Annotated in this window: 21 protein-coding genes; 7 read left to right on the top strand and 14 right to left on the bottom strand. The window is 54.7% G+C overall.

Features of this window, described 5'->3' with window-relative positions; all coding sequences use genetic code 11:
- Positions 1 to 46 precede the first annotated feature (46 nt).
- From AWR26_RS10405 to cmoB, 5 genes are read left to right on the top strand one after another with little or no spacing between them, the layout of a single operon-like run.
- Entirely contained in the window at positions 47 to 613 is a 567-nt protein-coding gene (locus AWR26_RS10405) for a hydrolase (RefSeq protein ID WP_064565620.1), read from the top strand.
- Positions 610 to 1,428: a DUF72 domain-containing protein gene (locus AWR26_RS10400; protein WP_064565618.1), complete on the top strand. Its 819-nt coding sequence runs from the start codon at positions 610 to 612 to the stop codon at positions 1,426 to 1,428. The genes AWR26_RS10405 and AWR26_RS10400 overlap by 4 nt, the downstream gene beginning before the upstream one ends.
- A gap of 52 nt (positions 1,429 to 1,480) precedes the next feature.
- On the top strand, positions 1,481 to 1,876 hold the full coding sequence (locus AWR26_RS10395) for an MAPEG family protein (RefSeq protein WP_064565616.1): 396 nt from the start codon (positions 1,481 to 1,483) through the stop codon (positions 1,874 to 1,876).
- 39 nt (positions 1,877 to 1,915) lie between these two features.
- The gene (gene cmoA, locus AWR26_RS10390; protein ID WP_007371573.1) at positions 1,916 to 2,656 is read left to right on the top strand and encodes a carboxy-S-adenosyl-L-methionine synthase CmoA; all 741 of its coding nucleotides are present in this window, start codon (positions 1,916 to 1,918) and stop codon (positions 2,654 to 2,656) included.
- Positions 2,653 to 3,624, top strand: coding sequence for a tRNA 5-methoxyuridine(34)/uridine 5-oxyacetic acid(34) synthase CmoB (gene cmoB / locus AWR26_RS10385; RefSeq protein ID WP_043953201.1), 972 nt, complete (start codon positions 2,653 to 2,655; stop codon positions 3,622 to 3,624). The genes cmoA and cmoB overlap by 4 nt, the downstream gene beginning before the upstream one ends.
- An 82-nt stretch (positions 3,625 to 3,706) precedes the next feature.
- Here the strand turns inward: cmoB and cutC are convergent, their stop codons facing one another.
- Entirely contained in the window at positions 3,707 to 4,450 is a 744-nt protein-coding gene (gene cutC / locus AWR26_RS10380; RefSeq protein WP_064565614.1) for a copper homeostasis protein CutC, read from the bottom strand.
- 70 nt (positions 4,451 to 4,520) lie between these two features.
- Entirely contained in the window at positions 4,521 to 5,081 is a 561-nt protein-coding gene (locus AWR26_RS10375) for a VOC family protein (RefSeq protein ID WP_064565612.1), read from the bottom strand.
- Positions 5,082 to 5,295: 214 nt separating this feature from the next.
- Between AWR26_RS10375 and argS the strand changes: the two genes are divergently transcribed.
- The gene (gene argS / locus AWR26_RS10370; protein WP_064565610.1) at positions 5,296 to 7,029 is read left to right on the top strand and encodes an arginine--tRNA ligase; all 1,734 of its coding nucleotides are present in this window, start codon (positions 5,296 to 5,298) and stop codon (positions 7,027 to 7,029) included.
- 145 nt (positions 7,030 to 7,174) lie between these two features.
- Here argS and AWR26_RS10365 read toward each other — a convergent pair whose 3' ends face one another.
- From AWR26_RS10365 to flhB, 6 genes are all read right to left on the bottom strand, one after another.
- Positions 7,175 to 7,465 carry a hypothetical protein gene (locus AWR26_RS10365; RefSeq protein ID WP_052502016.1) on the bottom strand — a complete coding sequence of 97 codons (291 nt, stop codon included), beginning with the start codon at positions 7,463 to 7,465 and terminating at the stop codon, positions 7,175 to 7,177.
- Between the two features lie 255 nt (positions 7,466 to 7,720).
- Positions 7,721 to 8,860 (bottom strand): beta-galactosidase BglB, encoded by a 1,140-nt coding sequence (bglB, locus tag AWR26_RS10360; RefSeq protein ID WP_064565607.1) that lies wholly within the window; start codon positions 8,858 to 8,860, stop codon positions 7,721 to 7,723.
- 10 nt (positions 8,861 to 8,870) lie between these two features.
- Positions 8,871 to 10,445, bottom strand: coding sequence for an MFS transporter (locus tag AWR26_RS10355; RefSeq protein WP_064565605.1), 1,575 nt, complete (start codon positions 10,443 to 10,445; stop codon positions 8,871 to 8,873).
- Between the two features lie 302 nt (positions 10,446 to 10,747).
- Positions 10,748 to 11,158, bottom strand: a complete 411-nt coding sequence (gene flhE / locus AWR26_RS10350) for a flagellar protein FlhE (protein ID WP_064565603.1) — start codon at positions 11,156 to 11,158, stop codon at positions 10,748 to 10,750.
- The gene (gene flhA / locus AWR26_RS10345; RefSeq protein WP_064565601.1) at positions 11,158 to 13,236 is read right to left on the bottom strand and encodes a flagellar biosynthesis protein FlhA; all 2,079 of its coding nucleotides are present in this window, start codon (positions 13,234 to 13,236) and stop codon (positions 11,158 to 11,160) included. The genes flhE and flhA overlap by 1 nt, the downstream gene beginning before the upstream one ends.
- Positions 13,229 to 14,389, bottom strand: coding sequence for a flagellar biosynthesis protein FlhB (gene flhB / locus AWR26_RS10340; RefSeq protein WP_407658784.1), 1,161 nt, complete (start codon positions 14,387 to 14,389; stop codon positions 13,229 to 13,231). Before flhB ends, flhA begins: the two co-directional genes overlap by 8 nt.
- A gap of 379 nt (positions 14,390 to 14,768) precedes the next feature.
- On the opposite strand from flhB, the gene AWR26_RS10335 reads away from it, so the two are divergent.
- A complete protein-coding gene (locus AWR26_RS10335; RefSeq protein ID WP_244256240.1) occupies positions 14,769 to 15,317 on the top strand; it encodes a CPBP family intramembrane glutamic endopeptidase in 549 nt (182 codons plus the stop codon).
- Positions 15,318 to 15,398: 81 nt separating this feature from the next.
- On the opposite strand, the gene cheZ is transcribed toward AWR26_RS10335, so the two are convergent.
- The 6 genes from cheZ to tar are packed head-to-tail and all read right to left on the bottom strand — an operon-like array spanning position 15,399 to position 21,706.
- A complete protein-coding gene (gene cheZ / locus AWR26_RS10330) occupies positions 15,399 to 16,043 on the bottom strand; it encodes a protein phosphatase CheZ (RefSeq protein WP_007371560.1) in 645 nt (214 codons plus the stop codon).
- 10 nt (positions 16,044 to 16,053) lie between these two features.
- Positions 16,054 to 16,443 (bottom strand): chemotaxis response regulator CheY, encoded by a 390-nt coding sequence (gene cheY, locus AWR26_RS10325; protein ID WP_007371559.1) that lies wholly within the window; start codon positions 16,441 to 16,443, stop codon positions 16,054 to 16,056.
- Between the two features lie 17 nt (positions 16,444 to 16,460).
- On the bottom strand, positions 16,461 to 17,510 hold the full coding sequence (locus AWR26_RS10320; RefSeq protein WP_064565597.1) for a protein-glutamate methylesterase/protein-glutamine glutaminase: 1,050 nt from the start codon (positions 17,508 to 17,510) through the stop codon (positions 16,461 to 16,463).
- Entirely contained in the window at positions 17,507 to 18,376 is an 870-nt protein-coding gene (cheR, locus tag AWR26_RS10315; RefSeq protein ID WP_007371557.1) for a protein-glutamate O-methyltransferase CheR, read from the bottom strand. The genes AWR26_RS10320 and cheR overlap by 4 nt, the downstream gene beginning before the upstream one ends.
- A 24-nt stretch (positions 18,377 to 18,400) precedes the next feature.
- Positions 18,401 to 19,999 (bottom strand): methyl-accepting chemotaxis protein IV, encoded by a 1,599-nt coding sequence (gene tap, locus AWR26_RS10310; RefSeq protein WP_064565595.1) that lies wholly within the window; start codon positions 19,997 to 19,999, stop codon positions 18,401 to 18,403.
- Positions 20,000 to 20,041: 42 nt separating this feature from the next.
- A complete protein-coding gene (gene tar, locus AWR26_RS10305; protein ID WP_064565593.1) occupies positions 20,042 to 21,706 on the bottom strand; it encodes a methyl-accepting chemotaxis protein II in 1,665 nt (554 codons plus the stop codon).
- Positions 21,707 to 21,728: the final 22 nt, after the last annotated feature.

Raw genomic sequence — 21,728 nt, 5'->3', positions numbered from 1 at the left:
AACGCGTAAGGTATCCACCGACGTCATTCATTTTTCAGGAGTTATGATGCTGAAGCTCAATGCTGAGAAAACCGCTCTGGTGGTGATCGATTTACAGGAAGGAATTCTGCCTTTCGCCGGTGGTCCTCACGCGGCACAGGATGTGGTAAAACGCGCCGCTGCTCTGGCGGAAAAATTTCGTGCGAACGGTGCACCTGTTGTGCTGGTACGCGTGGGCTGGTCAGCGGATTTCGCCGAAGCGCTGAAACAACCGGTTGACGCCGCGACAGGCGGCCATGCGTTGCCGGATAACTGGTGGACTTACCCGCAAGCATTGGGGAAAAAAGAGAGCGACATCGAAGTAACCAAGCGTCAGTGGGGCGCCTTTTACGGCACCGATCTGGAGCTGCAACTGCGCCGTCGCGGGATTGATACCATTGTGCTGTGCGGCATTTCCACCAATATCGGGGTGGAATCCACCGCCCGTAATGCCTGGGAACTGGGCTTCTCGCTGGTGCTTGCTGAAGATGCGTGCAGCGCGGCGAATGCCGAACAGCATCAGGGCAGCATGAAAAATATCTTCCCGCGCATCAGCCGCGTGCGCAGCACGGACGAGATCCTCAGCGCGTTATGATGTATGTCGGCCTGCCGCAATGGTCGCACCCGAAATGGGTGCGTCTTGGCATTGACAGTCTTGAGGCGTATGCCCGCCACTTCAACTGTGTCGAAGGCAACACCACGCTGTATGCGCTTCCCAAAGCGGAGGTCGTCGCGCGCTGGTACGCGCAGACCAGCGATGATTTTCGCTTCTGTTTTAAATTTCCGGCCACCATTTCGCACCAGGCGGCGCTGCGAAATTGCGACGATCTGACAGCGGAATTTTTCAGCCGCATGTCCCCGTTAGCGGGACGAATAGGTCAGTACTGGTTACAACTTCCGGCCGTTTTCTCACCGCGGGACTTGCCTGCACTGTGGGCATTTCTTGATGCGCTTCCCGGGGAATTTACCTACGGCGTCGAAGTGCGCCACCCGCTCTTTTTCGCCAAAGGCGAAGAAGAAAAAGCCCTTAATCAGGGTTTGCATGCCCGTGGCGTCAACCGCGTGATCCTTGACAGCCGTCCGGTGCACAGCGCAATTGCGCACAGTGAAGCCGTGATTGAAGCCCAGCGCAAAAAACCGAAAGTGCCGGTACATGCGCTGATCACCGCTCATCATCCTATGGTGCGTTTCATTGGTAGCGACAATATGGCGCAGAATCGGCAGCTTTTCGCCGTCTGGCTGGAAAAGTTGCCGCAATGGGAACAGACCACCACACCGTATCTTTTCCTGCATACCCCGGATATCGCCCAGGCGCCGGAACTGGTTGAGACGCTGTGGCAGGATCTTTCCACCGCCATCCCGGCTATTGGCGCGGCGCCTTCCCTTCCGCAGCAATCTTCTCTTTTTTGAGTGAAGCACCTATCATTGAGAAGCCATCGCCATCATCGTAAAGGGAGTTAGTATGGTTAGCGCGCTCTACGCCGTGCTGGGTGCATTATTGCTGCTGAAGTTTTCTTTTGATGTTATCCGCCTGCGTTCACAATATCGCGTCAGTTATGGCGACGGCGGGTTCAGTGAACTGCAAAGCGCGATACGCATTCATGGTAATGCCGTGGAATATATTCCTGTCGCGCTGCTGTTGTTGCTGTTCATGGAGATGGACGGCGCAGAAACCTGGATGGTGCATATCTGCGGGATGATGTTGATTGTTGGTCGCCTGATGCATTATTACGGATACCACCATCGGCTGGTTCGCTGGCGTCGTTCTGGTATGGGTGCAACGTTTTGTTCGCTGGTGCTGATGGTGCTGGCCAACCTGTGGTATATGCCCTGGGAGTTGGTTTTCTCCCTGCATTAGCGCACAATACGCCCCTTTGTTTTCCCGGATATTTACACTATGTCTCACCGCGACACGCTTTTTTCTGCGCCTATCGCCAGCCTGGGCGACTGGACTTTCGATGAACGGGTAGCCGAAGTCTTCCCGGATATGATCCAGCGTTCCGTACCGGGTTACTCCAATATCATTTCGATGATCGGCATGCTGGCGGAGCGCTTCGTGCAGCCTGCCACGCAGGTTTACGATCTCGGTTGTTCACTCGGTGCCGCCACGCTGTCGGTACGCCGCAACATTCATCAGGATGGCTGCAAAATTATCGCCGTGGATAACTCGCCGGCCATGGTCGAACGCTGCCGTCGCCATATTGACGCCTACAAAGCGCCGACGCCCGTTGAGGTGATCGAAGGCGATATTCGCGATATTCAGATCGAAAATGCCTCAATGGTGGTGCTCAACTTTACGTTGCAATTTCTCGAGCCGGACGACCGCCTGAAGCTGCTGCAAAAGGTCTATCAGGGGCTGAATCCGGGCGGTGCGCTGGTGTTGTCGGAAAAATTCAGTTTTGAAGATAGTACTGTCGGCGAGCTGCTGTTCAATATGCATCACGACTTTAAACGCGCCAACGGTTACAGCGAACTGGAGATCAGCCAGAAACGCAGCATGCTGGAAAACGTCATGCTGACAGATTCCGTCGAGGCGCATAAAGCGCGCCTGCATACCGCCGGGTTTGAACACAGCGAATTGTGGTTCCAGTGCTTTAACTTCGGCTCGCTGGTTGCACTGAAGGCGGAGAAGGCATGATCGAGTTTGGCCGTTTTTATCAGCAAATTGCCGTTGGCCCGCTAGCGCACTGGCTCGACACGCTACCGCCGCAAATTTCCGCCTGGCAGCGCGAGGCCCTGCACGGGCAGTTTAAACAGTGGAACAATGCGGTCGAATTTCTGCCGCAGCTTACACCAGCAAAGCTGGATCTGCTCAATGGCGTGACGGCGCAAAGTGATGAACCGCTGAGCGCCGGTCAGCTCAAAGGCATGGAAACCCTGCTGCGTAACCTGATGCCGTGGCGCAAAGGGCCGTTTTCTCTGTATGGCATTGATATTGACACCGAATGGCGATCCGACTGGAAGTGGGAGCGCGTGCTGCCGCACCTGTCAGACTTACGCGGACGTACCATTCTCGATGTCGGCTGCGGCAGCGGTTATCACCTGTGGCGCATGATTGGCGCCGGAGCGTCGCTGGCAATCGGGATCGATCCGACGCAACTCTTTTTGTGTCAGTTCGAAGCGGTACGTAAGCTGCTGGGCGACGATCGCCGTGCGCACTTGTTGCCGCTGGGGATTGAGCAACTTCCGGCGCTGAACGCCTTCGACACCGTATTTTCGATGGGCGTACTGTATCACCGCCGTTCGCCGCTGGAACATCTGTGGCAACTGAAAGATCAACTGGTGAAAGAGGGTGAGCTGGTTCTGGAAACGCTGGTGGTTGAAGGTGATGAACATACAGTTCTGGTTCCGGGCGATCGCTATGCGCAAATGCGCAACGTCTACTTTATTCCTTCTGCGCTGGCGTTGAAAAACTGGCTTGAGAAGTGCGGTTTTGTCGATGTGCGTATCGCCGATATGTGCGTTACCAGCACCGAGGAACAGCGCCGGACACCGTGGATGGTGACCGAATCGCTGGCGGATTTCCTCGATCCGCATGACAGCACGAAAACCGTCGAAGGTTATCCGGCGCCGCTGCGCGCCGTACTGATTGCCCGCAAACCATAAGACAAAAAAAGGCCCCTGTTAATGGCAGGGGCCTGGTACAAGCAAGCATCATATTGGGCGACATGATGCGCGGTAAAAACTGTTACGGGCGGTGAAGCGCAATGATCTGCTTCATCTTCGCCACTGCCGCGCCGTCAACACCGTAGCGGGCATATTCATCCGCCTGGGCATCCGACGACATCGATAATCCACTATTGCGATAACGCATTGGTGACGCTGACCAGCGTCCTGCCGAGCTGTGAACCTCTTTGACCCCCGCCTCCAGAAACATTTCCAGGTTTTGCGGACGCACACCAGCACCGGCCATAATGATTGGAGCGCCAGAGCGGGCATTAAGTTCCCTAATTAATGAAAGTCCTTTTTCTGCCGACGCCTGCTGACCGGAAGTGAGAATACGAACAACGCCTAATTCTGCCAGCGCATCGCAGGCCTGATGCGGGTTGGCGCACATATCGAAGGCACGATGAAAGGTCACCGCCATCCCCTGCGCTGCCGACATAATTTCCTGCATACGCGGCATATCGACCTGACCGTCTTCGTTCAGTACCCCCGTGACCAGGCCGGGAAAACCGAGTTCACGCAGCAACTGGATATCTTCCAGCATGGCGGCAAATTCATCGGCGCGGTAGCAAAAATCGCCGCCGCGCGGGCGAACAATCGGATGCACCGGAATCGTCACTCGTTGGCGGATGCTTTTCAGCGCACCGGCGGAAGGCGTTAACCCGCCCTCTTTCGGTGCCGCACAAAACTCGATGCGATCTGCCCCCTGCTGCTGGGCGATCACCGCGTCATCAACGCCGTAACAACAGATTTCCAGTAAGGCCATAGATCCTCCCTTTATTCATCATGACACGCTTATATAATTGCGAATCTGCGCGCCCTCACACCTGCGAGCGTCACTGCTCGCTGGCGACAATCTCTTCAATGGTCCACGGGTGAAATTTCACCGTCACTTTGCCGTCGGTTACCGCAAGCGTTGGGTTTGGCAAACGTTCACGTTCCCCTTTTGGCGAACTGGTTTTCACGACGATCCCGGGCTGGCTTAATCCTTCATCAGCCAGCAGCGCCAGCGCGCGGGCATTCAGGGTTTCCGGCGCGCCTGGCAGGACAATTTCGATATGCTCCCAACCTTCGTGCGGATAACGTTTCTCGCCCGGCCACGGCAGTTCAATCACCGTAAATGCCCAGTGCTCCACGTGCAGCGGCTGATGCAATTTAAATAAGCAGATCGGGCGCCCGTTGATGATATTTTCCGACAGCAGTTCAGCGCACCGTTCAAACCCGCGTCGCCAGCGATCTGCCGTGGCGTTCTGGTGGCAGCGCAGAGAAATATGGTCGGCATGAAGTGGCGCAATCGCCAACCCTAATCGCGCGGTTAGCGCCTGCAAATCGTCGCGAAAACGCGGCAGATCCGCGAGAATATCCTGCAATTCTTCAATTTCTTGCCAGTTGTTCATAAGCCGTGCCCGTATGTCGTCGCAAAGCGCATAATCTACCTTGTTATGCGCCGCTAACCAACTGCCTGGCGTTCTGCGCGCCGGCAGATGATTTTCTGCACAGACCACGCGCGACGCGGTGCTGACGCCAACGGGCAATTGCAGTATACTCCCGCCTTTAATGAACACCCGGACGCAGCCCGCTTGTGTCGCGTCCTAAACGTAAGGTATCCCGGTGAATATTCAGGCTCTTCTCTCAGAAAAAGTCAGTCAGGCTATGATTGCGGCAGGCGCGCCCGCCGATTGCGAACCGCAGGTTCGTCAGTCAGCTAAAGTTCAGTTTGGCGACTATCAGGCTAACGGTGTAATGGCAGTGGCTAAAAAACTGGGCATGGCGCCGCGACAACTGGCTGAGCAGGTTCTGTCTCATCTCTCACTCGACGGGATTGCTAACAAAGTTGAGATCGCCGGGCCCGGTTTTATCAATATCTTCCTCGCACCGGAATTTCTCGCGGCGGAAGTTAACCAGGCGCTGAAATCTGAACGCCTGGGCGTAACACAGCCGCAGCCGCAAACCATTGTGATTGACTACTCTGCGCCAAACGTGGCGAAAGAGATGCACGTTGGCCATCTGCGTTCAACCATTATTGGCGATGCCTCCGTACGTACGCTGGAATTCCTCGGGCACCACGTTATTCGCGCGAACCATGTTGGCGACTGGGGCACCCAGTTCGGCATGTTGATTGCGTATCTTGAGCTGAAGCAGCAAGAAAACGCCGGTGAAATGGCGCTGGCCGATCTGGAAGGTTTCTACCGCGAAGCGAAAAAGCATTACGACGAAGATGCCGATTTCGCTGAACGTGCGCGCGGCTATGTCGTAAAACTGCAGGGTGGCGACGAATACTGCCGTGAAATGTGGCGCAAGCTGGTCGACATCACTATGAGTCAGAACCAGAAAACCTATGAGCGCTTAAACGTTACCCTGACGCGCAAAGATGTGATGGGTGAAAGCCTCTACAACCCGATGCTGCCTGGTATCGTTGCCGACCTGAAAGCAAAAGGTCTGGCGGTAGAAAGTGAAGGCGCTACCGTGGTGTTCCTTGATGAGTACAAAAACAAGGAAGGCGAACCGATGGGGGTTATCATCCAGAAGAAGGATGGCGGCTACCTCTACACCACGACGGATATCGCCTGCGCCAAATATCGTTATGAAACGCTGCATGCCGATCGCGTGCTCTACTACATTGATTCCCGTCAGCATCAGCATCTGATGCAGGCGTGGACCATCGTGCGCAAAGCCGGTTATGTGCCGGATTCCGTACCGCTGGAACACCATATGTTCGGCATGATGCTGGGCAAAGATGGTAAACCGTTTAAAACCCGTGCCGGCGGTACGGTGAAACTTGCCGATCTGCTGGATGAAGCGCTGGAGCGCGCCCGTCGTCTGGTGGCCGAGAAAAACCCGGAGATGCCAGCAGACGAGCTGGAAAAACTGGCTAACGCGGTGGGCATCGGCGCGGTGAAATACGCGGATCTGTCAAAGAACCGTACCACCGATTACGTTTTCGACTGGGATAACATGCTGGCGTTTGAAGGCAATACCGCGCCGTATATGCAGTATGCCTATACGCGCGTACTCTCCGTGTTCCGCAAAGCGGGGCTTGAAGAGAGCGAGCTGGAAAATGCACCGGTTATCATCAATGAAGAGCGCGAATCGCAACTGGCGGCTCGCCTGCTGCAATTTGAAGAGACGCTGAATGTTGTGGCGCGTGAAGGGACGCCGCACGTGATGTGCGCCTACCTTTACGATCTGGCCGGTCTGTTTTCCGGTTTCTATGAGCACTGCCCGATTCTCTCCGCCGGGAATGAAGAGGTGCGCAACAGCCGTCTGAAACTGGCGCTGCTGACGGCGAAAACGCTGAAGCTGGGGCTGGATACGCTGGGAATTGAGACCATCGACAGAATGTAAAAAAAATTGTCCGCCTCACCAGAGGCGGACTGTTTGTTACAATCTGGCTAAGATTGAACAGACGCGCATACTCAATAAATAACAGAGTCAACAATAACAGGATGTTTATTTCAAAGAGCAATCACTATCATGACGATAATATGGTTCAGATCTCACTAATCGAGTGGATAGCTAATTCATTGTCAAATGACTCATATATAACGACCTTGACCAGAGTAACCTCAACTGACTGGGAATGAATAAAAGTGCGTTGAGCAATATAAGCGTACAAATGGCCAGCAACCAGTTGACTACCAATATACATTAGCGGCAAATATTTCGCTCCGACGATCCCTTCAAACGCTGTTATAAACCGGGATACCTGATCTTTTGTCATTCCTTTTTCATTGATGTTCACCGCAGGGTCAATAACATAGCCACCCACTATTTCCCCCATTCTCACCTCCTTGTTTTGCGCATTAGATAAATCTCAAACACAAATTAAAAGTAGACGATACAGAATTCATACAATGTGTCCTTAATCACAATTTTATTAATAACGAATAAATAATTTAATTATTCATGAGAGGAATGTTTTTATTAATTACATTTAGATTAATTATTTTCGATACAATAAAAACCGTTCGGATTATTCCAGATAAAAAACCGCTCACTATATGCAGGAGCGGTTTTTATTTTATACATAGCGAACTTAGAAATATTTACGCAAATATTCCGTCAGGCAGAGCATGGCCATCGCCTGACCATATGGCATAGAGGTAAGTGGGATCTGACGGTAGAACTCCAGATTACTGCCCATGCCGGTGCCGAACGAAACCTGCAACAACTCCCCTTCCGGCGAAATATTGCCGACGATCGCTTTCACCGCGTTTTCTGCCACCTCAGAATAATCAGCACTGATATAGCGTTTACGCAACGCTTTCAGAATACCGTAGGCAAACCCTGCAGTCGCCGACGCCTCCAGATAGGAATCGGCATCGTCCAGCAGTGTATGCCACAGCCCGCTCTCATGTTGGCACTGTGCCAGCGCGGCGATTTGCGCATTCAGCACCTGCACCAGATAGCGGCGCACCGCGTTATTTTCCGGCAGATCCACCAGTTCAAGAAAATCCGGAATCACAATGGTCAGCCAGCTATTACCGCGCGCCCAGCGCGCTTTGGCAAAGTTATGTCGCCCCTCGTAGTTCCAACCGTGGAACCACAACCCGGTTTCCCGATCCAGCAAATTTTGCACATGCAGCAGAAATTGATAGACCGCCTCTTCCACATAATCCGGGCGGTTGAGCAGCTTACCGATCTTCGCCAATGGCAGTACCGTCATCATCAGGGTGTCATCCCACATCTGCTGGTGATTCTCTTCTGCCAGCGTAATGTGCTGCATACCGCCGTGATCGGTGCGCGGCATCTCGTTCATCGCCCACTCCGCCCAACTCTCCAGCCACGGTAAATACGTTGGATTGCGCGTCTCTTCATAGCGGTACGCCAGCGTCAGAAACGGCGCCATGGTATTGACGTTTTTGGTGGTTGCGCCTTCGGCAAAACGATCGGCGAACCAGCTATCAATCACCTCGCGAATGGTCTCGTCACCAGTCTGGCGGTAATACTGATACATGCCGTACAGCCCAACGCCGTGCGTCCATTCCCAGCCAGCCCAGCCCTTGGTGTCAATCACGCGGCCATCATCCAGACGGAGTAAAAACTCGCCAGTGGTATCGTGAATGTTGACCAGATTGTGGGTAACTTTGCGAATCAACGCCTTCAGTTCATCACGGGCGATAAAACGCTCCGGCTGACGCAGTAACGGGCTGTGTTTGACAGGCCAAACCTTCATATTCTTAACCTCAGTTGTAAGTCGATTTCAGTGACGCGTCTTTCAGGGAGGGTGCGGCAGGTTTATTACGATTCAGATAGCCGATATTGTTATTGCCCCACAGGGATTCGTATGGCATTCCCGCCAGCATCTCAACCGTTTCCCGCGCCTGCGGAGTAATGCATTCCGGCATCGCACGCCCGCTCTGGCGCATTTTTGCCGTCTCTTCGCGCAGCACGCTGTGCGTTTTCAGGTTCAGCCTGAAGCGCAGGGAAACGAGGAAACCGCAGCACAGCACCGCGATAGTGCCAAAGCACATGATCATCAGGATGGTGTGGCTCACTTCCGGTGCCTGGATTTTCTGACCGGAGACAAAGCCCGATGCCTGCATCACGATCCCCACCAGCATCACTGCACCAGCCTGCGAGGCTTTGCGCGTCAGCGTCATGATGCCAGCGAAAATCCCTTCGCGACGCTGGCCGGTGACCACTTCGTCAATATCAGCGATATAGGTGTAAATGTTCCACGGCACATAGTTGATACCGCCACGCCCCAGCCCTGCAACGGCAGAAACCAGCAGCAACAGCGAGTACACGTCGCTCAAACCGGTGTAATAAAGTACGGCGTAAGACGCGGCGCTTAGACCGAACAGCGTCACCACCATGCGGTAAGACGGCGCAGGCCCAAAGCGAATACACAGCGGGATCATGGCGATAACTGCAATGAACTGGAAGATCGCCATGGTGCCCATCAGGCTGGATGCCACCGAGGCTTCGTGCATCAGCACAAACACCACGTAGTAAGTGAATACGGCGTTGAACACATCCTGCGCAATATAGCCGCCGAGATACATGCCCAGATGCTGGCGGAAGATTTTGATGCGCAGCGTTGAGCTCAGTTCAACAAACAGGCGGCTCAGGCTCTGGCCGAGAGTAAGATGTTTTTTCTCCGCTTCCGCGCGCAGCGCCGCTTCCGTCCACTCTTCACGCGGGCGCTCCCAGGTGAAGCACCAGACAAACGTCAGCATCATCGCGCACATCACCGAGAACACCAGGCTGGCATAGAAGAAAGAGATCGGGTTGTCTTTGCCGAACCAGGTCAGCAGGATCCCGGGGAGGAATGACGCCAGAATTGCTGACATCTGCGCCATTGAGATGCGCGCGCCGGAGAATTTGGTTTTCTGTTTGAAGTCATCGGTCATTTCCGGCACCAGCGTTTCATAGGGCACCAGAATCATGGTGTAGACCACATCAAACAGCAGGTAGGCCAGCAGGTAATACCAAAAGTTCATGTCCCCTACCCACATAATTGAGTAGCTGAACACACAAGGAATACCCAGCAGAATAAAGAATTTACGGCGACCAAAGCGTTTGCCCAGCCAGGTCGTACCGAAGTTATCGGTCAAAAAGCCCATCAGCGGACTCACGACCGCATCCAGCACCCTTGCAGCGGCAAAGATAAATGTCGCTTCGATCGGTGTCAGACCACAAAAGGTTGTGTAGAAATAGAGTAACCATGCTGCGGTCAACGCGGTCGTGCCCGCTCCCAGAAAATCGCCAGAACCGTAGGCGAGGTAATTAACCAGTCCAATTTTACGTGTTTTCATTGCCGTCAACCCTGTTCATTATTGGGGACCTTTGACAATCCGGCTTAGCCAAAGGAATTTCTTACACGGCTAAAGTAAGAGGATGTACAACAGGAAACCTTTCTGTTTCTGCCAGCAAAAAGGCGTAACTGGCAAAAATGCAAAGAGTGTCGATACGTGCATCACTGATTTATAAAACAGCGTTTCTAATGCTTCAAAAGGCGTGGTCAAAAATGAGTGGCAGATAGCAAAATCCCGCGCTGATGGCGGGATAGAAGGCTAAAAAAGCAGCTAAGCGATTGAGTTTATTGCCAGCGAAGCGGCTAGCTTTTGGCAGGCTGACGGTAATTCACAATGACCTGATTACTGCGGACATTCAGCGGCGGCCACAAACGCCCGCCGCCCGGCACTTCCCAGACAAAACGTAACTGTTCGGCAGCGGGTACATCCGCCAAACCGCGCGTTGAACCGCTCTGGCCATCGAGCGCCACGCAGCGCGTCTGCGAACAGAGACGCACCAGCAATCCCGCTGGCGTCGGGCCGTTCAGCTCATAGCGCCAGGAGACTTCCGTTATCAGCCCATTCACCGGCTGTGTTGGCCCTAATGGCCGTGACGACGCCGCTACGCCCCGGTTATCCAGCCGAATGCCGATGCTGCTGGCTTGCCAGGCGCCTTCGCCCGCCGCGCTGGCAAACAACGGCAGTGCGACGATAAACAGAGCGAGATAACGCATTATTTACCCCCGATGGTTGCTGTCATGCGGATATGACGATTGTCGGACATCTCCATATTCGACATCACCACCAGCTGCGGCAGACTGCGACGCAGGAAACGCGCCAGCAACGGACGCAGGGCATGGTTGACCAGCAGCACCGGCGGCGCACCGAGCATCTCCTGACGCGCCAGCGCTTCCTGAGTCTGCTCCAGTAAACGGTCGGCCAGACCCGGCTCCAGGCCACCGCCGCCCTGCAGTGCTTGCAGCAGCAGACGTTCCAGCGGCGTATCAAGGCCAATCACCTGCACTTCATCATTACCCGGGAACCACTGCTGCGTAATCGCGCGGCCGAGCGCGACGCGCACCACTGCGGTGAGTTCGTGCGGGTCGGTTTGCAGCGGCGCATGCTCGGCCAGCGTTTCGAGAATGGTGCGCATATCGCGAATCGGCACTTTCTCCGCCAGCAGGTTTTGCAACACTTTGTGCAGCGTGGTCAGCGTCACCACGCCCGGCACTAAATCTTCGGTCAGCTTCGGCATCTCCTGGCTCACGCGATCGAGCAGTTGCTGCGCTTCCTGACGGCCAAACAGTTCCGCTGAGAACTGACCAATCAGGTGGTTGAGGTGCGTTGCTACCACGGTACTCGCTTCCACCACGGTAAAGCCCTGGATTTGCGCCTGCTCTTTCAGCGCGCTCTCGATCCAGATTGCTGCCAGACCAAAAGCCGGATCGACAGTCTGCTCGCCCGGCAGCGAACCGGCTGCCGTGCCGGGGTTAATCGCCAGCCAGCGGCCCGGATAGGCTTCGCCGCTGCCAATTTCCACCCCTTTCATCAAAATACGGTAGCGCGCCGGCGGCAGATCCATATTGTCGCGAATATGCACCACCGGCGGCAGGAAGCCCATGTCCTGGGCAAATTTCTTACGAATACTGCGGATACGCCCCAGCAGCTCGCCATCCTGCTGGAAATCCACCATCGGAATCAGACGGTAACCCACTTCCATGCCGAGGGAATCTTCCAGTTGCACATCATTCCAGGTCGCTTCCACGGCCTGCGTGTTTTCCGGTACCTTCACCGGTGCCGCTTCGACAGGTGCCGCCTGTTGACGTCCGCGCAACCACCAGGCAAGCCCGAGCAGCGCCGCAGTAAACAGCAGGAAGACAAAGTTTGGCATGCCAGGCACCATCCCCAGCAGACCGAGAACACCGGCGCTCAGCAACATAACGCGCGGGTTAGAGAAGAGTTGCCCAACCATCTGCTGGCCGACATCTTCGTCGGTGCTGACGCGCGTGACGATAACGCCCGCTGCGGTTGAAATGACCAGCGCCGGGATCTGCGCCACAAGGCCATCACCGATAGTCAACAGCGTATAGCTTTCCGCCGCATCGCCCATCGACAGGCCATGTTGCAGTACACCCACCAACAGACCGCCGATGATGTTGATCACCATGATCAGAATACCGGCGATGGCATCACCACGAACGAACTTACTCGCACCGTCCATCGAACCGTAGAAGTCGGCTTCCTGCGTCACTTCCGAACGACGGCGTTTCGCCTCATCTTCGCCGATAATCCCGGCGTTAAGGTCGGCATCGATCGCCATCTGCTTACCGGGCATCCCGTCGAGCACGAAGCGCGCGCCTACTTCCGCGATACGTCCGGCACCTTTGGTGATAACCATAAAGTTGATGATCACGAGGATGACGAACACCACGATACCAATGGCAAAGTTACCGCCAACCAGGAAGTGACCGAAGGCTTCAACCACGCGCCCTGCGGCGGCGGCACCGGTGTGCCCTTCCATCAGAATGATACGCGTGGAGGCGACGTTGAGCGCCAGGCGCAGCAAAGTGGTAAACAGCAGAATGGTCGGGAAAGCGGCGAATTCGAGCGTACGCTGGGTGAACATCGCCACCAGCAGCACCATGATCGACAGCGCGATATTAAAGGTAAACAGCAGGTCGAGGACAAACGCCGGCAGCGGCAGCACCATCATCGACAAAATAAGCAAAATGAGCACAGGCCCGGCAAGCACTTGCCATTGGGTCGATTTCAGATTGCTGGGCAGACGCAGCATTGCTACCAGATTAGCCATCAGTGTCCTTCTCGTTCATAAAATCCAGCGCTTCAGGCACCGGAAGATTCTCAGGTTTAACAGGTCGTTGTCCGCCTGACAGTCGCCAGCGTTTCAACTGCCATACCCACGCCAGCACTTCGGCGACCGCCGCATAAAGCTGGCCTGGGATCTGCTGTCCAATTTCCGCATGGCGGAAAAGCGCACGCGCCAGTGGCGGCGCTTCCAGAATCGGTACGCGATTTTCCGTACCCAACTCGCGAATACGCAGCGCGACCAGGCCGGAGCCTTTCGCTACGACTTTCGGCGCGCTCATTTTATTTTCGTCATATTGCAGCGCGACGGCATAGTGCGTCGGGTTGGTGACAATCACATCAGCTTTCGGTACATCGGCCATCATGCGGCGGCGAGCAGCGGCTCGCTGCATCTGGCGGATACGGCTTTTGATATGCGGGTCGCCTTCGCTCTGCTTAAATTCGTCACGAATATCCTGGCGCGACATGCGCAATTTTTTCATATGGCTGTAGATCTGCCAGAAAACGTCGAAACCGACCATCGGGATGATGCTCAGCGACACCAGCAGCGCACACAGCCCGGCCAGATTAAGGGCGCTGGCCATCGCGGTTAACGGCGATTCGCTCATCAGGCGCATCATATCCGGCCAGTGATGCCAGACGAATATGCCGGCAACACTGCCCATCAACAGGGCTTTCATTAACGCTTTAAGCAGTTCCGCGCCTACCTGGGAAGAAAACAGACGTCCAAGACCGCTTAGCGGATTGAGCTTGGAAAAATTAAACGCCAGCGACTTGGTGCTGAAAACCAGTCCCCCCAACATTACCGGCGCAATCAGCGCGATAATCACCACGCCAGTCAACAGCGGCAGCATTCCCAGCAGCGCCGTTTTCAGCATCATGATCACCTGCCCGACAAACAGCCCCGGATCGTTGATGATTTTATGATCGAAGCGCAGCCCGGAAGAGAGCGCCATCGATAACCGTCGACCAAACATCTCGCCGCCAAACCACAGAATGCAAACACCCACCAGCATCACCAGCAGTGATGTCAGCTCTTTCGATCGGGGGATTTGCCCTTCTTCACGCGCCTTTTCTAGTCGGTGCGCTGTGGGGGCTTCTGTTTTGTCTTCGTTGTCTTCAGAGGCCACGGCCTGCATCCACGGATTACGGATTTGACAACATATTGCCAGAGTCAAGGGTATCTAATGGGCAGAGTAAGGCATAAAAACAGGGGGTTTTCGCCATTTGAAGTGCCCCGCAGGCATCATCCACGCACCTGAAACGAGGCCAAAACAGCAATGCCATGTAAAAAATCCTGCCTAAACGCCATTTTTTGTCGGCCTGTCCTGATTGTTAACGACTGAACAGAATTGCAGACAATCTCCTTTATAATGGTCGGCTTCGCGTATAACCCTGCACGGACGTAACTTTTTTATGCCAGTACAATCGGACCGAACATCGCATACAGCGGTGTGCATCGCGGCGTTTGTTATCTATTACAGCCTCTTCTATTTCGCTATTTACATTCCAGGCTTTATGCGTCTATATCAAAATGGCCTCGATGGTCCGTTTCTGCATGGCGCACTGTTGCTCCCCTGCTCACTGCTGCTGTGGCGTTATTACGGGCGTCATTATGACGGGTTACTGCCTTTCGGCACCCTGGCGTGGCGAAACCTTGCCGCGCCGTTGCTGGCGCTGGTGGCAATGCTGGTAATGGAAAAACTCTTCCAGCAGCCTGAGCCGTGGCTGGATTCTTTGGAAGGGTATACCGGGTTAACCCGCTGGGCGTGGATATTCACGGCCTGTTTGATAGCGCCTGTGAGTGAAGAGATTATTTTTCGCGGCTTTTTGCTCAATGCCAGTCTGGGATGGGGAAAAGTACCGCAACAACTCGGTATTGTGCTGACTTCTTTATTGTTTGCCGCCATTCATATGCAATATCAGGCGCCGCTCACTTTTATTCAGTTGTTTATTTTTTCTGCGCTATTGTGTGTTGTCCGGCTCGGGACAGGCGGGCTGCTGATACCAATAGTGCTGCATGCGCTGTCGAATCTCTTCGCAGTGGGCGATATCTTCCTGCAATAAAAAAGGGAAGGTTTCCCTTCCCTTTTTCGTGGGTTCGCTGACTTCACCTTCAGGCTGTCTGAAGGTGAATGTGCCGACAAATTAGAAGCCGAGGCTGTCCAGCAGGTCGTCCACCTGGTCCTGGCTTGCCACCACGCCTGCTTTGGTGGCGTCGAGCTGAGGACCATTGAGCAGGCTGTCGTTTTCGCGTTTCGGGCGCGCAGACTGCTCCGGGATGTTTTCCAGCAGCACCATCAGCAATTGGCGTTCGATCTCCTGGATTACGTCCATCATGCGCTTGATCACCTGACCGGTAAGATCCTGGAAATCCTGCGCCATCATGATGTCCAGCAACTGGGCGTTGGTGAAGCTGGTATGACCCGGAATTTCACCAAGGAACTTGCGGGTATCGGTCACCAGTTCACGGGCATCTGCCAGTTCAATCGGGTTCTCGAACCACTCGTCCCAGCGCTTGCTCAGCGCTTTTGAATTTTTTTCCATCTCATCCTGGTGAGGCTGAGAGGCTTCCACGCTGTTCAGCGCGCGCTCGGCGGCCTGCGCCGTCATCTGGACCACATAATCCAGGCGATCGCGCGCGTCCGGAATCGCTTCCGCCGCTTCGGCAATCGCTTGATCCAGGCCCAACTCGCGCAGACTATCGCGCAGCATGCGCGTCAGACTACCAATGCGGGCAATAATGTCGCTGGGAGAATGCTCTTCAGAAGGTTTTATTGAAGGTTGCAACATAGTCCGGTCCTCACATGCCAAGTTTCTCGAAGATCTTACCGAGCTTCTCTTCCAGGGTGGCTGCGGTGAACGGTTTCACCACATAGCCACTTGCACCAGCCTGCGCCGCCGCAATGATATTCTCTTTTTTCGCTTCAGCCGTCACCATCAGCACCGGCATAGAAGCCATATTGCTGTCGGCACGGATGGTCTTCAGCAATTCCAGACCATCCATATTTGGCATGTTCCAGTCGGAGATGACAAAACCAAAACCACCGGTCTGCAATTTGTTCAGCGCATCAACACCGTCTTCCGCCTCTTCGACGTTGTTGAATCCCAGCTCTTTCAGCAGGTTGCGCACAATGCGACGCATGGTGGAAAAGTCATCCACAACCAAAAACTTAAGCTCTTTATCCGCCATAAAAAATTACTCCTGGTTCAAATACGTATTGCCTGTCCGGCACTGATTTTCGCCAGCATCTGCTGGCTTACCTGGCTAAGATCGACCACTTCGTTGACGCCACCCATATTGATGGCCTCACGCGGCATGCCGAACACCACACAACTTGCTTCGTTTTGCGCGATGGTCCAGGCTCCCGCCTGGTGCATTGCTAACATTCCCGCCGCGCCATCGTTGCCCATCCCCGTAAGAATCACACCTACGGCGTTGCGCCCCGCATGTTTCGCGACCGAATGAAACAGCACATCCACCGACGGACGGTGCCGGTTAACCGGCGGCCCATCGTGGATCTTAATCTGATAGTTTGCCCCGCTACGCGCGAGCTCCATATGCTTATCGCCCGGAGCAATATACGCGTGTCCCGGCAGAACGCGCTCACCATCTTCCGCTTCCTTGACGCTGATCTGGCAGAGCTTGTTCAACCGCTCAGCAAATGAGCGGGTAAAGCCCGGCGGCATATGCTGAGTGATTAGAATACCCGGACTTGAGAGCGGCAATGGCTGGAGTACATGACGAATTGCCTCTGTTCCTCCGGTTGACGCACCAATGACCAGCAATTTTTCCGAGCTCAGCAGCGGGCCAGCCTTCAGCAGCGCCGGCGCTTCCATCGGTTTATGCGCAGCAATACGCGCACGCGAAGCAGTGCGCACTTTCTCCGCAATCATTTCGCTGTAGGCCAGCATCCCTTCACGAATGCCGATTTGCGGTTTGGTGACGAAATCAATCGCCCCCAGCTCCAGCGCACGCAACGTCACTTCCGAGCCTTTACCGGTCAGCGAAGAGACCATCACCACCGGCATTGGCCGCAGACGCATTAATTTCTCAAGGAAATCGAGCCCATCCATGCGCGGCATTTCTACATCCAGCGTTAAGACATCCGGGTTGAATTTTTTGATTAAATCCCGGGCGACTAACGGGTCTGGCGCCGTCGCCACCATCTCCATATCGCTGTGGCTATTGATAATTTCTGTCATGATCTGGCGCATCAATGCGGAATCATCGACGGACAACACCCTGATTTTACTCATGCTTTATCCTTACTCAGCGCATAAACAGTCTGCCCACGGAGGCTGAACTCGCGCACGAGGTTGCTGAAGTTCTCCGAATGCCCGGCAAACAGTAATCCGTCCGGCTTAAGCAGCGGAGCAAAACGATGCAGAATGTCCTGTTGCGTCGTTTTATCAAAATAAATCATCACGTTACGGCAAAAAATTGCGTCAAAAGGCCCCGGAACGTTGTACTGCTTATCCAGCAGGTTCACGGTGGTGAATTCGACGTAATTCGCCAGTTCTTGCCGTACACGTACCAGCCCGGCATGCGGGCCGGTTCCACGCATAAAATAGCGCTGCATCTGCTGTGGCGAGAGGGTCTTCAACTCGTCCTGGCGATAAATACCGCTGCGTGCTTTTTCCAGCACTTCGGTGTCGATATCGCTGGCAAACACTTTCCAGCGACCCGGCGCCATGCCCAGCGCATCGGCAAGAGTAATCGCCAGCGAGTAAGGTTCCTCGCCGGTAGAGGCCGCGGCACTCCATACGCGGTATTCACCCGTGCGCTTACGCGCATGCTCAGCCAGTACCGGAAAGTGATGCGCTTCCCGGAAAAATGCGGTGAGATTGGTGGTCAGCGAGTTGATAAACGCTTGCCACTCGGCGCTGTTCTGGTTCGCTTCCAGCATGCTCAGATAGCGACCAAAATCATCCAACCCCAGCGTGCGTAAACGGCGAACAAGGCGGTTGTACACCATGTCGCGTTTATGGTCCGCAAGAACGATCCCCGCACGCTGGTAGATCAATTGACATATCCGACGGAAATGCGCATCGGACAGCGCCAGGCGCTGTGTCATCTGTTGCAGTATTGATGACGTTTGCCCTGTGGGCAGTGATGATGTCATAGCGCCTTCTCAACCAGGTTAATTTCAGGATGCAGCAGGCACGGCTTTGGGCGGTGCCACTTCGGGTAATGCAATATGCTCTTCAATCTTAAATACAGCCACTAACGAGGTCAGGTTATCCGCCTGGTTTGCCAGTTGATCGGTCGCGGAAGCGGCCTCTTCTACCAGCGCCGCGTTCTGCTGTGTGACCTGATCCATCTGGCTGACCGCCAGCGCAACCTGTTCAATGCCACGACGCTGTTCATCCGACGCGGAGGCGATCTCGCCCATAATGTCGTTGACCTGCGTCACCGAGCGGACGATTTCCGTCATCGTCTGCGCGGCGGTATCCACCAGCGCTGAACCCTGCTGAACACGGGATACCGACTCTTCAATCAGACCTTTAATCTCTTTTGCCGCCTGAGCGCTGCGGCTGGCCAGGTTACGAACTTCCCCTGCCACCACGGCAAATCCCCGGCCCTGCTCACCCGCACGTGCCGCTTCCACTGCGGCGTTCAGCGCGAGAATATTGGTCTGAAACGCGATGCCATCAATCACGCTGATGATATCGCCGATTTTTTGCGAGCTGCCGGCAATCTCCTGCATGGTACTTGCCACGCGGGTGGTTTGCTGCCCGCCTTTTCTCGCGGTTTCCGCCGCACTCTGCGCCAGACCGGAAGCCTGACGCGCATTATCGGCGTTCTGCCCGACCGTCGCCGTCAACTGCTCCATGCTGGCTGCCGTTTGCGCCAGCGAAGCGGCCTGCTGTTCAGTGCGCGCCGATAAGTCATTGTTGCCTGAAGCAATTTCCGAAATACCGGTATGCATCGCGTAGCTGCCCTGCCGAACATCGCTGACCGTAGTACGCAGCGCTGCCTGCATTTTTTTCAGGCTGGCGAAGATCGCCGAAATTTCATTACGTCCGTTAACAGCAATCGGCTTCGCCAGATTGCCTGCCGCGATGCTGTCAAAGTGGCTGCTGATGATCGCCAGCGGCTGAACAATCATCTTGCGCGACCAGAACAGTGCGATGCTGGTAATCAGCGCCGCAAGGATCACCACCGCAATAAAAATGGCCGCCGAACGGTGATAGTTGCTTTCGCTGTCCTGCCGTGCCTGCTCGGCAAACTCATTTATGTGCTTTTCCCACGCGTTAAAATTCGCGTCAAACTGGTCCTGCGACTCCTTTACCGGCGCGGTCATAAAATCTGATAGCTGGTTATTTTCAAGCCAGGTGGCCTGATGCTCCAGATCGCTGCGCCATGCGCTATACGTCGCTTTCGTCCCGTCCTGCAATTTTTGTCCCGCAGGCGTCATTGCGGCAATGCCCAGAAACTCTTTCTCTTTCTCATCTGCCAGTTTCAGGCTGGCTTTTGCCTGCGTCATCAGAGCTTTAATATCATCTGGCGGATAACTTAATGCCGTGAGCGTACCCGCTTTATTGAGCAATGTGCTCGCTTCAAGCAACGTGGCGCGAATTTGCATCAGAGCGCTGCGTTGATGGTTGCTGTTCGCTACTTCCTGTAAATGCGATGTGCTCTGTTTAAAAGCCCAAAAGGACAATCCGTTACTGCCGACCTGCAAAATGCCACACACAATCAAAATCAAAAAAAGTGTTGTCGAGATACGAATACGATTAAACATTAACGCCCCATCTGGCGGAAAAATGTCCGCGGTTAAGAACTGCTAAAATGTTTCCCAGTTATCTTCTTGTCCGGTTGCAAGTTGGCGACTCCGCGCCGGGGTCTTAGCGCTGCCTGCTGCCGGAGTTAAGGCACGCTGCGCCGGTTTGCCGGATACAGAAGAAAGGCGGAAAGCAGATACCGCCATCGTCAATCGACTGGCTTGTTCTTCTAAGGCAGCGGCTGCGGCTGCCGATTGTTGTACCAGTGACGCATTCTGTTGCGTGACGCGATCCATCTCGGATACCGCCAGCGCAACCTGATCGATGCCACGGCTCTGTTCATCCGATGCCGAGGCGATCTCACCCATGATGTCGTTAACACGCGTAACGGCGTTAACAATGTCCGACATGGTTTCACCGGCACTCTCCACAAGCACAGAGCCGGTATCCACGCGGGAAACGGAATCTTCAATTAAAGTTTTAATCTCTTTCGCCGCCTGGGCGCTGCGGCTGGCCAGATTACGCACTTCCCCTGCCACCACGGCAAATCCCCGGCCCTGCTCGCCCGCACGCGCCGCTTCTACCGCCGCGTTCAGCGCCAGGATATTAGTCTGGAAGGCAATACCGTCAATCACACCGATAATGTCAGCGATTTTCTGCGAACTGGTGGCGATATCGTGCATGGTTTTCACCACGCCATCGACGACTTTACCGCCGCGCTCGGCAGTTTCCGATGCACTTTGCGCCAGCAGCGAAGCCTGACGGGCGTTGTCGGCGTTCTGCTTAACGGTAGCCGTCAACTCTTCCATGCTGGCAGCGGTCTGCTCCAGCGCCGAAGCTTGTTCTTCGGTACGCGAGGAGAGATCGTTATTTCCGGCCGCAATTTCGCTGGTGCCAGAATAAATGGCATCGGAGCCCTGGCGCACATTGGTAACGGTATCGATTAGCGCGTTCTGCATGTGATCGACGCTTTGCGCCAGTTCCGTCATTTCGCTGCGACCGGCAATGGTCAGCGTATGCGTCAGGTTACCGCCCGCGATTTCGCGGATATGAGCGATGACTGCTGACAATGGCGACAGCAGAATACGGCGGATCCCGTACCAGACGCCGGTCAGGACAATCACCAGCGCCAGCGCCAGAATCGCCATCTGCCATTTCGCAAAGGTGTAATCGCTAACGCTCTGCTCCCAGGCATTACGGTAGAGGCTGTCGCTCAGTGCGGCATATTTCGCCATCGCGTCACCGAGGGCGTTTTGCATTCCCTGAGTCGGTTGCGCCATAAAGGCGTTGATATTGCCGCTCTCCAGAAACTGAACCAGCTCCGTCAGCGCAGCATTATAGGTACGATATTTCTCATCCAGCGTCTGGCGCGCCGCATCCATTTCCGGCAGCGATGGCATGTTATGAAAGGCATCGTAATGTTTTGCCGCTTCCGCCAGGGAAGCTTTCGCGCTGTTCAACAGGTCGGTTTTGGCGCTGCTTTGCTGGTTGCTCGGGTCGAGCAACATACGCGCCGACGAGCGGCTCAGGTTGATACGCGTCTGCAGCATTAATTCCCAGGCTTTACCCAGTTCGGTTTGTTGCATACGCAGGTCATTAGACGCAGCAAAACTCTGCTGGTTTTGCTTAAGGGAAGAGAAAAAAAGCCCCCCGGATACGAGCTGCAACAGGGCAAACACTGCCAGCACACTCATCAGCAGAGTAACGACGCGGATACGGTTCAACATGCAACACCTTTTCGATATGTTC

Source organism: Kosakonia oryzae, assembly GCF_001658025.2.
Lineage (GTDB): Bacteria > Pseudomonadota > Gammaproteobacteria > Enterobacterales > Enterobacteriaceae > Kosakonia > Kosakonia oryzae.
The sequence above is the reverse complement of the archived record's forward strand: the minus strand, read 5'-3'. Positions and strand labels throughout refer to the sequence as shown.